The organism is Amycolatopsis sp. NBC_01286, assembly GCF_035982555.1.
In the GTDB taxonomy this organism is placed as follows: domain Bacteria; phylum Actinomycetota; class Actinomycetes; order Mycobacteriales; family Pseudonocardiaceae; genus Amycolatopsis.
In genome coordinates this window covers 230,838-250,002 of the sequence record NZ_CP108428.1, presented here as the reverse complement: position 1 = coordinate 250,002, position 19,165 = coordinate 230,838, and the positions used below count along the sequence as shown (strand labels likewise).

Annotated in this window: 18 protein-coding genes and 1 pseudogene; 9 read left to right on the top strand and 10 right to left on the bottom strand. The window is 70.3% G+C overall.

Going from position 1 to position 19,165, the window contains the following annotated elements; all coding sequences use genetic code 11:
* Window positions 1–79 precede the first annotated feature (79 nt).
* From OG570_RS01145 to pucD, 4 genes are read left to right on the top strand one after another with little or no spacing between them, the layout of a single operon-like run.
* The gene (locus OG570_RS01145) at window positions 80–943 is read left to right on the top strand and encodes an FAD binding domain-containing protein (protein ID WP_326955246.1); all 864 of its coding nucleotides are present in this window, start codon (window positions 80–82) and stop codon (window positions 941–943) included.
* Entirely contained in the window at window positions 934–1,401 is a 468-nt protein-coding gene (locus OG570_RS01140; RefSeq protein ID WP_326947138.1) for a (2Fe-2S)-binding protein, read from the top strand. Before OG570_RS01145 ends, OG570_RS01140 begins: the two co-directional genes overlap by 10 nt.
* Window positions 1,398–2,738, top strand: a complete 1,341-nt coding sequence (locus OG570_RS01135) for an 8-oxoguanine deaminase (RefSeq protein ID WP_326955245.1) — start codon at window positions 1,398–1,400, stop codon at window positions 2,736–2,738. The genes OG570_RS01140 and OG570_RS01135 overlap by 4 nt, the downstream gene beginning before the upstream one ends.
* Window positions 2,735–4,990, top strand: coding sequence for a xanthine dehydrogenase subunit D (gene pucD / locus OG570_RS01130; RefSeq protein WP_326955244.1), 2,256 nt, complete (start codon window positions 2,735–2,737; stop codon window positions 4,988–4,990). Before OG570_RS01135 ends, pucD begins: the two co-directional genes overlap by 4 nt.
* Before the next feature lies 1 nt (window position 4,991).
* On the opposite strand, the gene OG570_RS01125 is transcribed toward pucD, so the two are convergent.
* From OG570_RS01125 to OG570_RS01100, 6 genes and pseudogenes are all read right to left on the bottom strand, one after another.
* Entirely contained in the window at window positions 4,992–6,572 is a 1,581-nt protein-coding gene (locus OG570_RS01125; RefSeq protein WP_326955243.1) for a glycoside hydrolase family 27 protein, read from the bottom strand.
* A 114-nt stretch (window positions 6,573–6,686) separates the two neighbouring features.
* Window positions 6,687–7,265, bottom strand: a complete 579-nt coding sequence (locus tag OG570_RS01120; protein WP_442788241.1) for a TetR/AcrR family transcriptional regulator — start codon at window positions 7,263–7,265, stop codon at window positions 6,687–6,689.
* A 1,123-nt stretch (window positions 7,266–8,388) separates the two neighbouring features.
* Entirely contained in the window at window positions 8,389–9,270 is an 882-nt protein-coding gene (gene pucL / locus OG570_RS01115) for a factor-independent urate hydroxylase (RefSeq protein ID WP_326955242.1), read from the bottom strand.
* Window positions 9,271–9,273: 3 nt separating this feature from the next.
* Complete coding sequence (gene uraH / locus OG570_RS01110) at window positions 9,274–9,591, bottom strand: hydroxyisourate hydrolase (protein WP_326955241.1); 318 nt, start codon at window positions 9,589–9,591, stop codon at window positions 9,274–9,276.
* Complete coding sequence (gene uraD, locus OG570_RS01105; protein ID WP_326947145.1) at window positions 9,588–10,067, bottom strand: 2-oxo-4-hydroxy-4-carboxy-5-ureidoimidazoline decarboxylase; 480 nt, start codon at window positions 10,065–10,067, stop codon at window positions 9,588–9,590. The genes uraH and uraD overlap by 4 nt, the downstream gene beginning before the upstream one ends.
* 79 nt (window positions 10,068–10,146) lie before the next feature.
* Window positions 10,147–10,380, bottom strand: a pseudogene (locus OG570_RS01100) (helix-turn-helix domain-containing protein); the annotation flags it as partial.
* A gap of 822 nt (window positions 10,381–11,202) precedes the next feature.
* Between OG570_RS01100 and allB the strand changes: the two are divergent.
* Together allB and alc are read left to right on the top strand one after the other, a co-directional pair.
* A complete protein-coding gene (gene allB, locus OG570_RS01090; RefSeq protein ID WP_326955240.1) occupies window positions 11,203–12,531 on the top strand; it encodes an allantoinase AllB in 1,329 nt (442 codons plus the stop codon).
* A gap of 1 nt (window position 12,532) precedes the next feature.
* The gene (gene alc, locus OG570_RS01085; RefSeq protein WP_326955239.1) at window positions 12,533–13,546 is read left to right on the top strand and encodes an allantoicase; all 1,014 of its coding nucleotides are present in this window, start codon (window positions 12,533–12,535) and stop codon (window positions 13,544–13,546) included.
* A gap of 229 nt (window positions 13,547–13,775) precedes the next feature.
* Here alc and OG570_RS01080 read toward each other — a convergent pair whose 3' ends face one another.
* The 4 genes from OG570_RS01080 to OG570_RS01065 are packed head-to-tail and all read right to left on the bottom strand — an operon-like array spanning window position 13,776 to window position 16,525.
* On the bottom strand, window positions 13,776–13,949 hold the full coding sequence (locus tag OG570_RS01080; RefSeq protein WP_247062336.1) for a hypothetical protein: 174 nt from the start codon (window positions 13,947–13,949) through the stop codon (window positions 13,776–13,778).
* A 25-nt stretch (window positions 13,950–13,974) separates the two neighbouring features.
* Entirely contained in the window at window positions 13,975–14,730 is a 756-nt protein-coding gene (locus OG570_RS01075) for an MBL fold metallo-hydrolase (protein ID WP_326955238.1), read from the bottom strand.
* Window positions 14,731–14,765: 35 nt separating this feature from the next.
* Window positions 14,766–15,242, bottom strand: coding sequence for a CoA-binding protein (locus tag OG570_RS01070; RefSeq protein ID WP_326947149.1), 477 nt, complete (start codon window positions 15,240–15,242; stop codon window positions 14,766–14,768).
* Window positions 15,239–16,525, bottom strand: a complete 1,287-nt coding sequence (locus OG570_RS01065; protein WP_326955237.1) for an O-acetylhomoserine aminocarboxypropyltransferase/cysteine synthase family protein — start codon at window positions 16,523–16,525, stop codon at window positions 15,239–15,241. The genes OG570_RS01070 and OG570_RS01065 overlap by 4 nt, the downstream gene beginning before the upstream one ends.
* Window positions 16,526–16,803: 278 nt before the next feature.
* Here OG570_RS01065 and OG570_RS01060 point away from each other — a divergent pair, with 278 nt between their 5' ends.
* Genes OG570_RS01060 through OG570_RS01050 form a run of 3 tightly spaced genes read left to right on the top strand, consistent with a single transcriptional unit; the run spans window position 16,804 to window position 19,091 of the window.
* Window positions 16,804–17,334: a DUF3887 domain-containing protein gene (locus OG570_RS01060; protein WP_247062340.1), complete on the top strand. Its 531-nt coding sequence runs from the start codon at window positions 16,804–16,806 to the stop codon at window positions 17,332–17,334.
* Window positions 17,335–17,358: 24 nt separating this feature from the next.
* Window positions 17,359–18,657 (top strand): serine hydrolase, encoded by a 1,299-nt coding sequence (locus OG570_RS01055; RefSeq protein WP_326955236.1) that lies wholly within the window; start codon window positions 17,359–17,361, stop codon window positions 18,655–18,657.
* On the top strand, window positions 18,654–19,091 hold the full coding sequence (locus OG570_RS01050) for a VOC family protein (RefSeq protein ID WP_247062344.1): 438 nt from the start codon (window positions 18,654–18,656) through the stop codon (window positions 19,089–19,091). The genes OG570_RS01055 and OG570_RS01050 overlap by 4 nt, the downstream gene beginning before the upstream one ends.
* Window positions 19,092–19,165 lie beyond the last annotated feature (74 nt).

Below are 19,165 nucleotides of genomic sequence, written 5' to 3'. Positions count from 1 at the left end.
CGTTTCATGGCCCGCGCCGTTGCCGCCCCGCCCGGTTGGGCGTCTACTGGTCTATCGCCCTCTTCGAAAAGGAGCACGAGTGGAGTTCCTGCGTCCCACGACGCTCGCCGAGGCCCTGGCCCATAAAGCCGAGCGCCCGGACGCCGTCCCCATCGCCGGCGGCACGGACGTCATGGTCGAGCTGAACTTCGACCACCGCCGCCCGGACGCCCTGCTCGACCTGACTCGCGTGCCTGAACTGGCGGAGTGGTCCACAACGGACGGCACGGTCCGGCTCGGCGCCGGCGTCCCGTACAGCCGCGTCATCGCCGAAGTGGGTGAACTCGTCCCGGCGCTGGCCATGGCCTCGCGCACGGTCGGCTCGCCCCAGATCCGCAACCGCGGCACGGTCGGCGGCAACCTCGGCGCCGCCTCACCCGCCGGCGACACCCACCCGGTGCTGCTGGCCCTGGACGCGCGGGTCGAGGTCGCCTCCGTGCGGGGGAGCCGGATCCTCCCGGCGGAGGAGTTCTACGTCGGGGTGAAGCGCCACTCGCTGGCGCCGGACGAGCTGATCACCGCCGTCCACCTGCCCGCGCACGCCGGGCCGCAGCAGTTCGCCAAGGTCGGGACGCGCAACGCGATGGTCATCGCGGTCTGCTCCTTCGCGCTGGCCCTGCGCGACGGCGAGGTCGGCGCGGCCATCGGCTCCGCCGCACCCACGCCGCGCCGGGCCCGCGCCGCCGAGGAGTTCCTCGCCGCGGAACTGCCGTGGGGCTCGCCGGAGCCGTTGCCGGACTCCCTGAAACGTCGCTTCGGCGGCCTGGTCGCCGAAGCGACGTCGCCGATCGACGACGTCCGCGGCAGCGCCGCGTACCGCAAACACGCGCTGTCGGTGCTCGCGCGGCGTACGTTGACGTGGGCCTGGGACGAGCACCGGACGGGGGAGCGGGTTTGCGCCTGAATGTCACGATCAACGGCGAGAAACGGCAGGCCGACGACGTCTGGGAGGGCGAAAGCCTGCTCTACGTGCTGCGCGAGCGACTCGGCCTGCCGGGCTCGAAGAACGCCTGTGAGCAGGGCGAATGCGGCTCCTGCACGGTCTACCTCGACGCCGTCCCGGTGTGCGCCTGCCTGGTCGCGGCCGGACAGGCCGAGGGGCGCGTGGTGCGCACGGTCGAGGGCCTGGCCGACGGCGACGTCCTCGACCCGATCCAGCAGTCCTTTGTGGACCAGGGCGCGGTCCAGTGCGGGTTCTGCACGCCGGGGCTGGTCGTCGCCGCGCACGACCTGCTGAACCGCGTCGCCGATCCCAGCGACGAAGAGATCCGCGAAGCGCTGGCCGGCAACCTCTGCCGCTGCACCGGCTACGAAAAGATCCTCGACGCCGTGCGCGCCGTGGCGAAGGGCGGGGTCGCGTGAGGACACTCATCACCGGCGGGGCGATCGCCACGGTCAGCGGCGAGGAGTACGCCAGCGGATACGTCGTCGTCGAGAACGACAGGATCGCCGAAGTCGGCGAAGGCGTTTACACCGGCGAGTTCGACGAGCGCGTCGACGCGTCGGGCTGCCTGGTCACCCCCGGCCTGATCAACACCCACCACCACCTCTACCAGTGGGCGACCCGCGGGATGGCCGCCGACCACACGCTCTTCCAGTGGCTGGTCGCGCTCTACCCGGTCTGGGGCCGGCTCGATGCGGAGATCACGCACGCCGCCGCCACGGCCGGGATGGCGCGGCTGGCCCTGACCGGCTGCACCACCGTCGCCGACCACCACTACGTCTTCCCCCGCGACGGCGGCGACCAGGTGGCCGCGCTGGCGTCGGCCCGGCAGCGGATCGGCGTCCGGCTGCACGTCGTGCGCGGTTCGATGGACCGCGGCGAGTCCGACGGCGGGCTGCCGCCGGACAACCTCGTCGAGACGACCGACGACGCGCTGGCCGGCACCGAAGCGGCGATCGGCCGCTTCCACGACGACTCGGCGGAAGCGCACCTGCAGATCGCCGTCGGCCCGTGCTCGCCGTTCTCGGTCACCGAACGGCTGATGTCCGGCGCGGCCGAACTGGCCCGCAGCAAGGGCGTCCGGCTCCACACGCACCTCGCCGAAACCCTCGACGAAGAGCAGCAGTGCCTCGCCGAAGTCGGCTGCACGCCCGCCGAATACGCCGACAAGCTGGGCTGGCTCGCCGACGACGTCTGGCTCGCGCACACCATCCACCTCGCGCCCGACGCGATCCGCCGCTTCGGCGCGACCGGCACCGGCTCGGCGCACTGCCCGACGTCCAACGGCCGCATCGGCGCCGGCATCGCCCCGGTCCGCGACCTGCTCGACGCGGGGGTCGCGGTCGGCCTCGGCGCCGACGGGGCCGCGTCCAACGAGTCCGGCGGGCTCGGCGAAGAGCTGCACCAGGCGTTGCTGCAGGCGCGTCAACGCGGCGGCCCGCGCGGGCTGACCACGCGGGAAGCGCTGTGGATGGGCACGCTGGGCGGCGCCCGCTGCCTCGGCCGGGCGGACGACCTCGGCTCGATCGAGCCCGGCAAGCTCGCCGACCTGGCGATCTGGGACCTGACCGGCCTGAACTACGCGGGCATCACGGATCCGGTCGCGGCGCTGGTCCTGGGCACGACACCGCCGGTGCGGCGGCTGTTCGTCGGTGGCAAGGCCGTCGTCGAGGACGGCACGCTGCGGGAGGCGGACGAGTCCGAGATCGCGTCGGAGCTGAAGTCGGCGAGCGCCAGACTGCGGGAGGACCGATGACCGCCACCGTCGGCACCCAGACGGGCAACGGCGTCGGCACCTCGCCGCGGCGTCCCGACGGGACGGTCAAGGTGCGCGGCGAGTTCGCGTACTCCTCGGACCTGTGGCACGAGGACATGGTGTGGGGCGTGACCCTGCGCAGCCCGCACCCGTACGCGCGGATCACCGGGATCGACATCACCGACGCGCTGAAGGTGCCCGGGGTCTACGCCGTGCTGACCCACGAGGACGTCCCCGGCGTCAACCGCTACGGGCTGGAGCACACCGACCAGCCCGTGCTCGCTTCTTCCGTTGTGCGGTACCAGGGTGAGCCGGTCGCGCTGGTCGCCGCCGACCACCCGGAAACCGCTCGGCGCGCGATGAAGCGGATCGTCGTTTCCTACGAAGAACTCTCTCCCGTAACGGACTCCGAAGCGGCCGTCGCCGGCGAAGGTGCTTCGCTGCACGACGGCGGCAACGTCGTCCGGCACGTGAAGATCCGCCGCGGGCCGCAGGATCTTTCCGCGGACGTCGTCGTCTCCGGCGTCTACGAGGTCGGCATGCAGGACCAGGCGTTCCTCGGCCCGGAGTCCGGGCTCGCCGTGCCGGACACCGAAGGCGGTGTCGACCTGTACGTCGCGACGCAGTGGCTGCACGTCGACCAGCAGCAGATCGTCGCCGCGCTGGGGCTGCCGGTGGAGAAGGTGCGGCTCACGCTCGGCGGCGTCGGGGGCGCGTTCGGCGGGCGTGAGGACCTGTCGATGCAGGTCCACGCGTGCCTGCTGGCATTGCACACCGGCAAGCCGGTGAAGATGGTCTACAACCGCGAAGAGTCCTTCTACGGGCACGTGCACCGCCACCCGGCGAAGATGTACTACGAGCACGGCGCCACCCGTGACGGCCGGCTCGTCTACGTGCGGACGCGGTTGTTCCTCGACGGCGGCGCGTACGCGTCCTCGACCGGCGCGGTGGTCGCGAACGCCGCCACGCTCGGCGTCGGACCGTACACAGTGGACAGTGTGGCGGTCGACTGCTGGGGCACCTACACGAACAACCCGCCGTGCGGCGCGATGCGCGGCTTCGGCGCGGTGCAGGCGGCGTTCGGCTACGAGTCGCAGATGGACAAGCTCGCGGCTGCCTGCGGCCTCGACCCGGTGGAGATCCGCGTCCGCAACGCGATGAGCGAAGGCGCGCTGATGCCGACCGGCCAGGCCGTCGACTCCGCCGCCCCGGTCGCCGAGCTGCTGGACCTGGTGCGCGCCAAGCCGATGCCCCCGGACCGGCCGTTCGACCTGCGGCACATGCCGGGCGGCGTCTCCAACACGACGCACGGCGAAGGCGTCGTCCGCGGCGTCGGCTACGCCGTCGGGATCAAGAACGTCTGCTTCTCCGAAGGCTTCGACGACTACTCGACCGCGCGGGTGCGGCTGCAGCTGGTCGGCGGCGAGCCGGCGGCGACCGTGCACACCGCGGCCTGCGAAGTCGGCCAGGGCCTGGTGACGATCATGCAGCAGATCGTCCGGACCGAGCTGGGCGTCGAGCAGGTGACGGTGCTGCCGATGGACACCTCGATCGGCAACGGCGGCTCGACGTCGGCGTCACGCCAGTCGTACGTGACCGGCGGCGCGGTGCAGGCCGCCTGCGTGGCGGTGCGGGCGCGGCTGCTGTCCCGGTTCGACCGGAAGACACGCGTCGTCGGCGGCAAGCTCGTCGCGATCGACGGCCAGGTGCTCGCCGACCTGGTGGACGTCCTCGCCGACGACGTCTACGACGAGACGGTGGAGTGGCGGCACCGGCCTACTTCGTCGTTGGATCCGGAAACCGGGCAGGGCATGGCGCACGTGCAGTACGCGTTCGCCGCGCACCGGGCCGTCGTCGACGTCGACGTCGAGCTGGGCCTGGTCAAGGTGGTCGCGCTGGACTGCGCGCAGGACGTCGGCAAGGCGCTGAACCCGCAGGCCGTGCTGGGCCAGATCCAGGGTGGTTCGGCGCAGGGGCTCGGGCTCGCGGTGATGGAGGAGATCCAGACCTCCGGCGGGAAGATCCGGAACCCCTCCTTCACCGACTACCTGATCCCGACGGTCCTGGACATGCCGCCGATGAGCATCGACGTCCTGGAACGCCCGGACCCGCACGCGCCGTACGGCCTGCGCGGGGTGGGGGAGCCGCCGACGATCTCGTCGACCCCGGCGATCGTGGCGGCGATCCGGGCCGCGACCGGGCTCGCGCTCACGCGCGTCCCGGTGCGGCCCGAACACCTGACGGGGACCTGAACTACTTGAGGGACCAGTTCTGGTTGGCGTCGTCGTTGCAGCCCCACAGTTCGAGCTGAGTGCCGTTGACGTTGCCGGCGGGCTTGTCGCCGCCGGTGACGTCGACGCAGAGGCCGGACTGCGTGCCCCTGATGGAGCCGTCGACGTTCAGCTTGAACTGCTGGTTCGTGCCGCCGTGGCACGTCCAGACGATCAGCTTGGTCCCGGCCGCGGTCGCACCGCCGTCGGCGTCGAGGCAGAGGCCGTTGGCCTTCAGCTCACCGGCGCTGGTGAACGTCCAGGACTGGTTCGACCCGCCGTCGCAGTCCCAGATGTCGACCTTGGTGCCGGGCGTCGTGAGGTTGCCGTTGATGTCGACGCACCGCGACGACGACGCGCCCTGCAGCGCCTTGGCCGTGCCGATGCTGGAGCCGCTCGCGTTGGCCTTCACGCGGTAGATCACGGTGCTGTGCGACGGGACGGCGGCGCTGATCGTGCCGGTGCTGGTGGTCAGCTCCTTCGACCACAGGTTGGTCAGCCGGTAGTTCGACGCGCTGGGCAACCCGGCCGCGGCGGCCGTCGTCGAGACGGTTTTCGTGGTGGTGTTCTCGTTGAACAGGACGACGGCGACGTCCCCGTCCTGGAGGGGCTTCCGCAGGACGTCCAGCCCGCCGCTCGACGAGATGCGCGTCGCCTGCTTGCCGAGGGAGTCCTGGTCGACGGCGATGACGTCCGAGTTGAGATAGGTCGAGAAGGTCGCGACGCTCGCGGAGCGCAGGTCGGCGCCGGCGATCAGCGGTGCGGCCATCGCCGCCCAGAGCGTGAAGTGCGCGCGGTCCTCCTGGAAGTCCATGCCGTCGCCGACCTCGAGCATGTCGGGGTCGTTCCAGGCGCCGGGCTTCGCGGCGGACGCGAGGCCGACGTTCTGGCGGTAGATCGAGTCGATGCTGCCCCAGTTGTTGGTGATGTCGCCGGTGGTGCGCCACAGGTTGCCGACATCGGGTGCCCAGGTCGAGGGGGAGAAGTTGCCCCACTCGCAGATGCTGTAGGCGATCGGGCGGCCGGTGGCCTTGAGCGCGTCACGCATCGCGGAGTAGCGGCGGACGTAGTCCTGCTGGGTTTCGCCGCCGGGGCTGCCGCAGTTGTCGTACTTGAGGTAGTCGACGCCCCAGCTCGCGTAGCTGTTGGCGTCGGTCTGCTCGTGGCCGAGGCTGCCGGGGTAGTGCTGGCAGGTCTCGCTGCCGGCGCTCTCGTAGATCCCGAACTTCATCCCGCGCGCGTGGATGTAGTCACCGAGCGCCTTGAGGCCGCTGGGGAACTTAGCCGGGTCGGCGACGAGGTTGCCCGCGCCGTCCCGGTTCTTGGTCATCCAGCAGTCGTCGAGGTTGACGTAGGTGTAGCCGCGGTCGCGCATCCCGGAACTGACCATCAGGTCGGTGGTCTGCTTGACGAGCGTCTCGTTGATGTTGCACTCGAAGGTGTTCCAGGTGTTCCACCCCATCGGGGGTGTTCTCGCGAGCCCGTTTTCCAGGGCATCGGCGGGTTGACCGGTGATCCCGATGACGGCGACGGCGGTGGCGAGGACGGCGAGGACACGGCGCATGGCGGCTCCAACCGAACGACGGTGTTGAGGCAGGAGGACTAGACCACTCTGCAGCCTTGATGTCCGATGCTGATCGGTCAAGCGCCATTTTGAGTATTCTTGTTGGATTCCCGACTAAAGTTGCTCGCCCTGAAGCCGCTTGGCGACGTCCACGCTGGTCGCGCCGGCGACGGCCATGGCCTCGGTGTCCCGCAGCGCCCGGCAGAGGACAAAGGCGCCTTCGAGGCTGTTGACGACGGAGATGGTGAGCGTCCGTGCGGCCTCCCGGCCGAGCCCGAACCGGGCGAACTTCTCGGTCCCGGCGTCGATCCACGCGGTGAAGACGTCAGCGGTGGCTTCCCGCAGCGGTTCGTTGGTACTCGCGACCTCGAGAGCAACGGTAGCGATCGGGCAGCCTTCGACGTAGTCGGTGGCTTCGAGCGTCGCGATCCCGGCGGCGAAGAACGCCTCGATCCCGCTGATCAGGTCGGGTGCCGGGTCGATGAAGAGGTCGAACAGCTGGATGTAGGCAAGCCCGGAACTCCGGACGACCTCGGCACCGAGCTGCTCCTTCCCGCCGGGAAAGAAGTGGTAGAGCGAGCCGAAGGGAGCATTCGCCTCACTGACGATCTGCTTGAGCCCGGTACCGCTGTACCCATTGCGCCGAAAAAGCTCAGCCCCGGCGGCCATGATGCGTTCCTTGGTCCCTGCCACGGTTAGAGGATACGCGGTCGTTAGAGCGTTCTATCAACTCCAGGCGTCCTGCCCCGCGGCTCGGCGAGCGGGATCCGCGTTCGGTCGGCTCGCTCACGTCTCGCAGGCGGGATCGACGCTCGGTCTGCTCGCCCGCGCCACGTAGTCAGTTCCCCGCTGGGCCGGCTCGCCCACGCTTCAGCAGTCCCCTCCACGCTGGGCCGACTCGCCCGCGCCTTGGCGGTCTGTTCCACGCTCGATCGACCCGCTCACGCTTCAGCGGTCTGTTCCCCGCTCGGTCGGCTCGCCTATGCCTTGGCGGTCCGCTCTGCACGTGATCGGCTCGCACACGCGTCAGCGGTCTGTTCCTCACTCGGTCGGCTCGCCTATGCCTTGGCGGTCCGCTCCACGTTCGATCGGCTCACCCACGCTTCAGCGGTCTGTTCCCCGCTCGGCCGACTCGCCCATGCCTCAGCAGTCCGCTCCACACTCGATCGGCCCGCTCGCGCCTCGGCAGCCACTGCTGCCCGCTTGATCGGCTCGCCGCGCGCGGTCTGTCGCCCACGTTTCGGCGGCGGGTTTATGCCCGACCGGCATGTCCACGCCTCTTCCGGGGCTTGCCCACGCCCGGCGAGGTGTGGTCCAGGCCAATGCCCTTGCCTACCCTCGGCAACTGTCCGCAACCCAACTGGCTCGCCCCGCACCGCCCGGCCGTTCGAGGCGCTCCACCTCGGACCCGCGCTCGCCGCCGATCCCGTCGATCGCGCCGTTTCCTGCCGATCGCGCCGAGCTGCCCGTTCCTGCGGATCTGGCCGTTCCTGCCGATCCTGCCAAGTCCCGCCGAGCTGGCCGATCCCGCCGATGGCGCCAAATTCCGCAGGTCCGGCCGATCCTGCAGATCCCACCAATCGTGTCCGCGCCCTCAGCCAAGCCGTTCCACACTCGGCCTACCCATCCGCGCCCCGACCTGGGACTTGCTACTCCGGCCCAGGTTGTCCACACCCCACCCGTGATGTGGACAACCCGGCCCCGACATCGGCTTTTACGGCTCTCCGTCGGAGGGTCCCGATACGCTGGAAGCGGGGCCGGTCCCCCGGAGAGGGCGGGGGCTGCTTTTTGCGAGGCGGCAGGCGGCAGGCGCTCGCTAGTGGATGTCCCAAGCAGGGCCGGGGTCCTCGGCGTCGTCGCGCAGGATCGTGCCCTCGATCAGCCCGTATGGCCGGTCGGCGGCGTAGAACACCTCGTTGTCGTTCTTCAGCCCGAACGGGCTCAGGTCCACGAGGAAGTGGTGCTTGTTCGGCAGCGACAGCCGCACCTCCGCGACCTCGGGCCGCCGTTCGAGCACCGACTGGCCCATCGCGTACAGCGTCTGCTGCAGCGAAAGGCTGTGCTTCGTCGCGAAGGTCTCCAGCATCGCGCGCCGGATTTCGCGGTGGCTCTCCGCCCAGTCGATGCCGTCGCCCTGGTAGCGCCAGCGCGCGGTGACGGCAGTCGCGAGGATCCGGTCGTCGGTCTCGGCGAGCGTCGTGTACTCGTCGCGCGGGAAGCCGTGGAACTCCGAGCCGGTCGACTTGAGCACGACCAGGCCGTCGATCCCGGACACGACCCACGCGCGGTCGCCCTGGATCGTGACGGCCGTGGTGCGCCGTTCGTTGCCGGCGCCGCTGAACGCGTGGTCGTGCGGCGCGCCGTCGACGGTGATCCGGTCCCAGCTGTGCTCGTCGATCTTGATCCGGGCGCCGGAGATGCTCCCCTGCGTGCCGGTGAAGTGCCGGGCCAAGCGCAGGCCGAAGTCCTCGATCTCGCCGACCGGCGCCTCTTTCGCGAAGGCGTACACGGTGTTCTTCTGCGTGTCGGTCGCGAGCACCGCGGCGTTGTCGCCGGTCAGGTGCGTCGCGGCCAGCTCGCCACGCAGCGACGTCGACACGGTGAGGTCTTTCAGGTGGTGGACGGGGCCGTCGCGGCGCACCGTGACCAGGCGGACCTCCGCCTTGCCGTACTGGTTGGGGCCCAGGGTGATGGCCACGGTTCAGCTCCCTCGGTAAGTCGAATAGGCGAACGGGCTGAGCAGGAGCGGCACGTGGTGGTGCGTGGTGCCGTCGGAGATCCGGAAGGTGAGGGCCACCTCCGGGAAGAACGCGTCCGGGCCGAGGTAGGCGCCGGTGTCGAAGACCAGCCGGTAGACGCCGGGTTCCAGCGTCTCGGGGCCGAGGTCGCGGACGCGGCCGTCGTCGTCGGTGCGCCCGTCGGCGATCGGCTTGCCCTCGGCGGTTTCGAAACGGACGGTAATTCCCTTTGCGGGCCGGCCTTGCGCCGTGTCGAGCACGTGCGTCGTCACCAGACTCACGCCGTCACCGCCTTGGCCAGCCGCAGGCCGGCGATCTTGAGCAGCTCCTGCCCGGCGACGCCGAGCTCGGTCGCCGGGTCGTTGCCGATGCGCTCGCGGAGGATCTTCAGCAGTTCGTCGCCGCTGCGCCCGCTGGCGCAGACGAGATAGACGTGCCCGAACTTGGCTTCGTATTCGGCGTTCGCGGCGGCGAACTCGTCGGCGTTGTCCACACCGGACTGTTCGCTGCGGGACCAGTCGGCCTCGGTCCCTTGCTGCTTCGGCTTTTCGCCGATCCGGGGGTGCGCGGCCATGGCCTGGCGGATCTCGTCACTGCTCAACGGCAGGTCCGCGGCGGCTTGCAGCGCGTCGAGGTTGTCGTAGGGCCTGCGGTCGAGAACCGCGTCCGCCCAGCGGGGGACGGCGAGGCACGCCGTCAACGCCGGACGTACGTCGCCGGCGTCGGCGGTGTTGAAATCGGTGAGGGTGAGCGGCACGGGGAACTCCTCGTGAGTGGCGTCCCGCTGACCGTACGTCGGCGCCGGAGTTCCGTCAACATTTTGTTGAAAGCGCTGGTCAGTCGGCTTCGCGGTTGAGATAGTTGTAAACGGTGAACCGTGTGACGCCCAGCGCGTCGGCCACCGACGAGACGGACTTCCGCAGGCCGAAGGCGCCGCGTTCGCGCAGCAGCCGCACCGCGCGCTGCTTCCCGGCGCGGTCGAGATCGCCCAGTTCGGCGCCGAGTTCGCGCTCTACATCGGCGATCAGCCGGGCGAGCGCATCGTTCAGCTCGACGGATGGGGCGCTGTCGACGCCGTGCGATTCGCCCGCCTGACTGCCCGCCGTGTTCGGGCCACCCGCCTGGTCGCCCGTCGTGTTCGTTCCGCCTGCTCGACTGTCGGCCGTGTGCGGTTTACCTGCTGGATCGCCCGTCGAGCGCGGTTTCCCTGCCAGGCCGCTCGCCGTGTGCGACTTGTCTGCTGAATCGCCCGTCGCGTGTGGCTTGCCTGCTTGGCCGCCGGTCGCGTGCAGTTTGCCTGCCTGGCCGCCGGTCGCGTGTGGTTTGCCTGTTGGACCGCCCGCCGCGTGCAGCTTGCCTGCCGGATCGCCCGTCGCGTGTGGAGCGACCACAGGACCGTCCGTCGTGTGCGGTTCGGCAGCTCGGGCAGTCGTCGGATCGCGCTGGTCGGCGGCGGAAACGACCTCCGGCTCGGTCGGTCCGCCGGGTTGATCTCCCTCCTCGGCCGCGGCGCCGGCGTCCGCCGCGACGACCTGGCGCACCTGCAGCGTGACCTGGGTGGCGCCGCCGTCGAGCGCCGCCTGCGTGATCCTGGGCAAGGCCTCGAGAAGGGCCTTCGCGTCACCGCGGACGAGCGTGCCGAGCGGCCCGAAGTCGGTGTCCAGCCCCGCTTCCACGGCCGCGTCGCGCGCGGCGAGCGCGTGCTCGGGCGGCGAACCCTCGCCGTGGAACGGTTCGCTGGTGAACTCCGCTTCAAGCCGCACGAGGTGACCGTAACGCGCCGCGTCCGTCGTTGACGAGCGGCGCGAGCCGTGGTTAGTGTCGTTGTGCGAAACCGTCTTTCCGTACTGTGAAATCGGCGGTGGTCACTTCTCCCGGCGAAGGGTTCTCGGATGGATCTTGTGGTGCGCGCAGCCCGGGCGGTCACGGCCGAGGGTGAGGTCCCGGTGACGCTCGGCGTCAACGGCGGCCGGATCGTCGCCGTCGAACCCGGCGGCGCTTCGCTGACCGGCGACCGCGTCGTCGAACTCGGCGACGACGTCGTTCTGCTGCCCGGGTTGGTCGACACGCACGTCCACGTCAACGATCCCGGCCGCGCCGAGTGGGAGGGCTTCGAGACGGCCACCCGCGCGGCGGCGGCGGGCGGAGTGACCACGATCGTGGACATGCCGCTCAACAGCCTGCCGCCGACGGTCGACGTCGCGGCCCTGGAGGTCAAGCGCAAGGCGGCGACCGGCCGGGTGCACGTCGACGTCGGTTTCTGGGGCGGCGCGATCCCCGGCAACGTCTCGGACCTGCGCGGGCTGTACGAGGCCGGCGTCTTCGGGTTCAAGTGCTTCCTGCTGCACTCCGGCGTCGACGAGTTCCCGCCACTTGACCCGGCCGGCCTCGACGAAGCGTTGCGGGAGCTGAGTTCCTTCGACGCGCTGATGATCGTCCACGCCGAGGACGCGCACGAAATCGACGAGGCGCCCGAGCCGCACGGCGGTCGCTATGTCGACTTTCTGCACTCGCGCCCGCGGGCGGCAGAGAATCTGGCCGTCACGCACGTGATCGAGGCGGCCCGCCGCAACTCGGCGCGGGCGCACATCCTGCACCTGTCGTCCGCGGAAGCCCTGCCGCTCGTGGCGGAGGCCCGCCGCGACGGCGTCGCGCTGACCGCCGAGACCTGCCCGCACTACCTGAGCTTCGTCGCCGAGGAGATCCGCGACGGCGCGACGCAGTTCAAGTGCTGCCCGCCGATCCGCGAGGCGGCCAACCGCGAACAGCTGTGGCAGGGGCTCGCCGACGGCGTGATCGACTGCGTCGTCAGCGACCATTCGCCGTGCACGACGGAGCTGAAACGCTTCGACAGCGGCGATTTCGGGCAGGCCTGGGGTGGGATTTCGAGCCTGCAGCTGGGTCTCCCGGCGATCTGGACGCAGGCGCGGCAACGCGGGTTCGCGCTCACCGACGTCGTCCGCTGGATGGCCGAGCACCCCGCCGCGCAGGCAGGGATGCGTCGCAAGGGCCACCTCGCGGCGGGCTACGACGCCGACTTCTGCGTGTTCGCGCCGGACGAGGCGTTCGTCGTCGACGTCGCGAAACTGAAGCACCGCAACCCGGTGAGCGCCTACGACCGCCGCCCGCTCGCCGGCGTGGTCCGCTCGACCTGGTTGCGCGGCACCGAAATCACCGGCGACGCGCCCTTCGGGGCGTTGCTGACCCGGGGGAACTGCTGAGATGGAGGCTGTGTTGTCTGACCGTCCTGAGTGGACAGATCTGCCCGACCTCGCTTCACGTCGCTTCGGCGGGACCGTGATGTGGGCGACCGACGAGCTGTTCGCCGAGAAGGAGAACCTGGTCAACCCGTGGACGCCGGCGCACCGCGCCGAGACGTTCGGCCCGAAGGGCCAGGTCTACGACGGCTGGGAGACCCGCCGCCACCGCGAACCGGGCGACGACGAGGCGATCCTCCGGCTCGGCCTGGCGGGCACGGTCACGGGGGTGGTCGTCGACACGGCGTTCTTCAAGGGCAACTACCCGCCGTTCGTCTCGGTCGAAGCGGCTTCGGTGCCGGGTTACCCGAGCGCGGCCGAGCTGGCGACGGCGGACTGGGACATCCTGGTCGACCGCGCGCCCGCGGCGGGCCACACGGAGAACTTCCACACGGTCAACGGTTCCCGCAGGTACACCCACGTTCGCCTGACCCAGCACCCCGACGGCGGCGTCGCCCGCCTGCGCGTCCACGGCGCCCCGATCCCGGACCCGGACCTGCTCGACCTCGACGCGCTGGACTTGGCGGCCCTGGAGAACGGCGCCCTGGTGACGGGGTGCAGCAACATGTTCTATTCGTCGCCGAACAACATGCTCTCGCCGGGTCTCGCGGCCCACCAGGCGGAGGGCTGGGAGACGGCCCGCCGCCGCGACGACGGCAACGACTGGGCAACCTTCAGACTGGCCGGCGCCGGCACTGTCCGGTTTGTCGAGCTGGACACGAGCAACCTCAAGGGCAACGCCCCGGGCTGGGCATCGATCAGCGGTCGCGACACGTACGGCGAGTGGGTGGAGCTGCTGCCGAAGACGCGCCTGCAGCCGGACACCCGCCACCGCTTCGCCGTACCGGACGGCCCCGAGGTGACAGAGGCCCGCCTGGACATCTACCCGGACGGCGGCCTGGCCAGGCTGCGCCTGTTCGGCCGCCTGACGGAGACGGGCCGCGCGAACGTGAAAGCCCGGTTCGCCAAAACCCGCTGAGGCTCGCACGGCCCGCATTTGGGAGTCGGCGTCGTGTGCGACAAGTCGCGCAAGTCGGTTGGGTCACGCACGTCGGGGTGACGAGTCGCGTGTTCTTTGCCGAGCCGTACGGCTGTCGCGTCACACTCCAGCGGAGCACGTCGGTCCAGTGTTTGAACCCCGGCGCGGTATCCCCGCCTGAACTCGCGGGTCGTCGACGAGTGCCGTAAACCTTGTCGACGACCCGTGGTCAGCCCGCGTCGGGACGGTTCAGGTAGGCCGAGGCCAGCGACAAGACGCACGCGCAGCCGATGATCGCGCTGACCCACCACGGCAGACCCGCCACGATGCTCCACACGAAGCCCGCCGCCGCCAGGAGGGCGACGAGGATGTTCCGGAACTGCAGCGGCGTCGGTTTGGCCATACCGCCAGCCTCTCACGGGTCCACATCAGACCTCTGCGCGCTCCCCGGGTTCGAGCAGCACCAGTCGGTCGGTCAGGCCGGCCGCCTCGAACTCCTTCCTCAGTACGTCAGGACCTTCGCTGAAGTGCTGCCAGCCCCGGAAGTGCAACGGGACGACCTTCGCCGAGCCGAGCACCTTCGCCGCCGCGGCGGCGTTTTCGCTGGTCAACGTCAGGGGAGCCCCGTCGAACAGCTTCGTCCTCGCGGCACCGGCGAACAGCACCGCGATGTCGACGCTGAACCGCGACGCGATCTCCCGCACCAGGTCCACCGACGCGTTGTCCCCGCTGACGTACACCGTCGGCAGGCCTTCGCCGCTGAGCACGAACCCGGTGACGTCACCGGCGAGCTGCTCCGCTCCGTCAGGCCCGTGCAACGCCGGGACCGCGGTGATCGTGAGCCGCCCGACCTGCGTCTCCTCCCACGGCTCCAGGCCCCGCGCAGTCCCGCCCAGCCGCTCGGCGCCGCTCGGGGTGGTCAGGGTCAGCGGCACCGTCTTGAGGTAGTCGCGCCCGCGATCGTCCAAGTTGTCCGGATGCTGGTCGTGGGACAGCAGCACGGCGTCCACCACGCCGACGGCGTCCTCGGTCAGCACCGAGTCCTCGGTCTTGACCAGCACGCGCTGGCCGATCGAGTGATCACCCGGCGGATCGAACGTCGGGTCGGTGAGCAGCCGGACGCCGCCCAGTTCCAGGAGTGCGGTCGGACCACCGGACAGGGTGATCCCGAGTTTCTCGGTCATACCGGGGCCAACGACGGGAACGGGTGCGCTCTTCCCTAGGGTGCCGACTGCCTCCGCGAGCTGATCACGCCGGTGTTGAACCCGGCCAGGTGCAGGCCCCCGGCGAACCGCGCGTGCTCGATCTTCACGCACCGGTTCATCACGACGTCCAGCCCCGCCTCCCGAGCCCGGTCGGCCACCGGTTCGTGCCACAACCCGAGTTGCAGCCACAACGTCCGCGCGCCGGCGTCGATCACGTCCTCGGCCACCTGAGGCAAGTCATCGTGTTTCCGGAACACGCTGACGAGGTCCGGTTCGCCCGGCACGTCCTTGAGCGAGGCGTACACCGGCTTCCCGAACAGGGTGTCCAGGCGGGGGTTGACGAAGTTGACCTCGTACCGCGTCGACGAGAGCAGGTAGGTCGCGACGAAGTAGCTCGGCCGCGACGGGTTCGCGGACGCTCCCACCAGCGTCACCGACTTCGCCCGGTTCAGGATCGCGCGCCGCTCGACAGCGCCCACGGCATACGTCATCCGGCCACCGCCTTGCCCAGGGCCTGGTCGAGGTCCCAGAGGATGTCCTCGACGTCTTCCAGCCCGACCGACAGCCGGATCAGGTCAGGTCCCACGCCCGCGGCCGTGAGCTGCTCCTCGGACAGCTGCGCGTGGGTCGTCGACGCCGGGTGGATCACGAGCGTGCGGGCGTCCCCGACGTTCGCCAGGTGCGACAACAGCTCCACCGACTCGACGAACCTTTCGCCCGCTGTGCGCCCGCCGTCGATGCCGAAGGAGAACACCGCCCCTGGCCCGGCGGGCAGGTACTTCTTCGCCAGGTCGTGGTGTGGGTGCGCCGGCAGCCCCGCGTAGGACACCCAGGCCACGCGTGGGTCCGCGTCGAGGTATTCGGCGACGGCACGGGCGTTGGCTACGTGTGCGTCCATCCGCTGGGGCAAGGTCTCGACACCCTGCAGCAGCAGGAAAGCCGAGTGTGGCGAGAGGACCGCGCCGATGTCCCGCAGCTGCTCCGCGCGAAGCCGCGTGCAGAACGCGTACTCGCCGAAGTTCTCCCAGTACTTGAGGCCGCCGTAGCTTTCGACGGCCTCGGTCATCCGGGGGAACTTCCCGTTGCCCCAGTCGAACTTCCCCGACTCGACGACGATCCCGCCGAGTGTCGTCCCGTGGCCGCCGAGGAACTTCGTCGCCGAGTGCAGCACGATGTCCGCGCCGTGCTCCATCGGCCGGCAGAGGTACGGCGTCGCCAGCGTCGCGTCGACCACCAGCGGGATGTCGTGGGCGTGCGCCAGGTCCGCCAGCGCGGTGAGGTCCGCGATGCCGCCACCCGGGTTGCCGATCACCTCGGTGTAGAGCAGCCGGGTCCGGTCGGTGATCGCCGCCGCGTAGTCGTCGATGCCGCCGCTGACGAACGTCGTCTCCACGCCGAATCGCCGGAGCGTGCCGGTGAGCTGGGTGACCGTGCCGCCGTAGAGACCGCTCGCCGACACGATGTGGTCGCCGGCCTCGGCGAGCGCGCTGAAGGTGAGGAACTCCGCGGCCTGCCCGCTGCCGGTGGCGACACCGCCGATCGCACCCTCGAGGCTGGCGATCCGCTCCTCGAACGCCGCCACGGTCGGGTTCCCGATCCGGCTGTAGATGTTGCCGTACTTCTGCAGCGCGAACAGGTTCGCCGCGTCGGCCGCGTCCTCGAAGACGAAGCTCGTGGTCTGGTAGATCGGCACGGCACGCGCACCGGTCGCCGGGTCGGGCGTTCCGCCCGCGTGCAATGCGCGGGTCCGGAAACCCCAGGTGCGTTCACTCATCGGTCCTCACCGTAACCGTCCTCCCCTTCGGTCGGCCACGCCTCCCAGGTGGTGGGCGCGGTCATTTCGTGCTGCCGACATTAGCACGGTTTGGTATTCCGTGCGCTACACTCGAACGTATGAAATGTGCCGTGTGTGGCAAGCCGCTGCCACCTCGTCGCGGAGCTGGGCGAAATCGCCAGTACTGCGACGCCACGTGCCGGAGCGCTGCCCGCAGGCAGCGAACGCACGTAAAGAACGACTTGACAACTTCCGGTCGTCAATCCACTCTTGACACCGTGCCGGACGAACCTTTGGCCGCGGTCGGTGCGGCGTTGCGGAAGGTCCGCGACGCGGAAGCCGCACTGCGGGACACCGTGGACGCGGCCAGGGCGGCCGGGCACACCTGGCAGGAGATCGGTGACCTGCTGGGCACCAGCCGGCAGGCCGCGTTCCAGCGGTTCGGCCGGCCGGTCGATCCGGCGACGGGCGCGTCGATGACGGAACTGAAGCGGCCCGACGCGATTCACCTCGCCGAGGAGCTTGTGTTCGAGCTCGTCGGGTGCCGGTGGCACGAGGTACGCCGGGACTTCGACGACCGCATGCTCGCGTCGGTCGGCGAAGAGGAGCTGCAGCTCGCCTGGACGCAGCTGGCCGGATCGGTCGGACGCTACGAACGGATGGGAGAGGCGTACGCACGGTCGGCGGGGGACTACACGATCGTCCACCTGCCGGTGGCCTTCGAGGCCGGTGAGCGGACCGTGCAGGTGACCTACCGCGAGGACGGTCAGGTGGCCGGGCTGTGGATCCGGTCGGCCGAACAGTTGTGAGCACAGTTGTGAACAGGGGGAACGATGAAAACAGCAATCGCGGGCGTGATCGCGGTTCTCGCGCCGCTGGTGGCTCCGGCCGCCCACGCCGCCGAGGTGCCCACGGCGGGGGACCAGCTTGAATGGGTCGTCGACGCCACCGGGCGCGTCCCGGTGTCCGACGCCGAGCTGCAGCAGCACATCGCGCAGGTCCTGGTGACCGCGGCGGGCGGCACGGCGGGCATCAACGCCGCACTGACCGGGCTCGGCCGGCTCGAGGTGGAGCGGGTCGTCACCGAGGCGCCCGACCACGTCGAGGCGCTGGTCCACGGCCCGGCGGACGACTACCTGCTGGATCTCCATGTCGACCAGGCCGGGCTGATCGACGGGCTGCGGGCGACCGCGGACGACCCGGTGCCGTCGTCGTGGCCGGAGGTGGACGCCCAGCTCGCGGCGCTCGGCGGGCGCGTCTCGTTCGGCGCGTCGGAGATCCTGCCGGACGGGCGCTGCCGTGACGTACACGGCGTGCGGGACAATGTGCAACGGCCTCTGGGCTCGGCGTTCAAGCTCTACGTCCTGGGTGCGCTCGGCACCGCGGTCGCGGAGCACAAGGCGTCCTGGACCGAACAGCTCGCTATCCGCGACGACTGGAAGAGCCTGCCGTCGGGCGTGCTGCAGAACCAGCCGGCCGGCACCCGGCTCCCGCTGTCGGAATACGCCGACAAGATGATCTCGATCAGCGACAACACCGCTGCCGACCACCTGATCCGCCGGCTCGGTCGCGACGCCGTGCAGCGGCAGGTCACCGCGTTCGGCAACCAGCGGCCGTCGGCGAACATCCCGTTCCTGACGACCAAGGCGCTGTTCGAGCTCAAGGCGACGCAGTACCCGGCCCGCGCCGATGCCTACCTGGCGTTGCCACGCTGGGCACGTCCCGCCGCGGTCGCGGGACTCGAACGGCTCCCGCTCACCGGACTCGCCTCCTGGCCCAGTCCCGAGAAGATCGACCAGCTCGAGTGGTTTGGCTCCCCGGACGACATCTGCCGGGCGTTTTCCGGGCTGCAGAAGGAGAACCAACCGGAGATCGGGCACGCGCTGTCGCTCAACGACGGCGGGCTCGGCCTCGACAAGGCGAAGTTCCCGGAGGTCTGGTTCAAGGGCGGCAGCGAACCCGGTGTGCTGACCTTGAACTACCTGGCCCGGACGGCCGACGGCCGGTCACTGGTCACGAGCGTCATGGTGTCGGACCCGGTGACGCCTCTGGACGAAAACCACGTCGCGGCACGAGGAATCGCGGTCGCGAGGGGGGCGGTGGCGCTGTTGGCGGCTACGCTGCGCCGGTGACGGTGCGCTGGAGTCTGACGATCGATTGCGCGGCGCCCCGCGCGCTGGCGAGGTTCTGGGCGGTGGCCCTCGGCTACATCGAGCGGCCACCACCGGCCGGGTTCGCGAGCTGGGAAGCCTGGTTCACCGAGTTCGGGGTCCCCGAGGACGAATGGGACGACGGCGCGTACCTGGCCGACCCGGAAGGTGTCCTGCCGAGCCTGAGCTTCCTCAAGGTTCCCGAAGACAAGGTCGTGAAGAACCGGCTGCACCTGGACATCCAGGCGGGAGGCGGTCGCGAGGTGCCTTGGGAGACGCGGTGGGAGCGGGTCGCCGAGGCGATCGCCCGGCTCATCGCGGCGGGCGCGACGGTGCAGCAGGAGCACGAGGCGGGCGGCCGCCCGGACCACGTCGTGATGGCGGATCCCGAAGGCAACGAGTTCTGCGTGCTCTGAGCCGGCGCCGTTGAACCGGGCGTGACCGGTGGTCGTCGTCACCGGTGGTCGCACGGGACCCGGGCCGGCGGTCG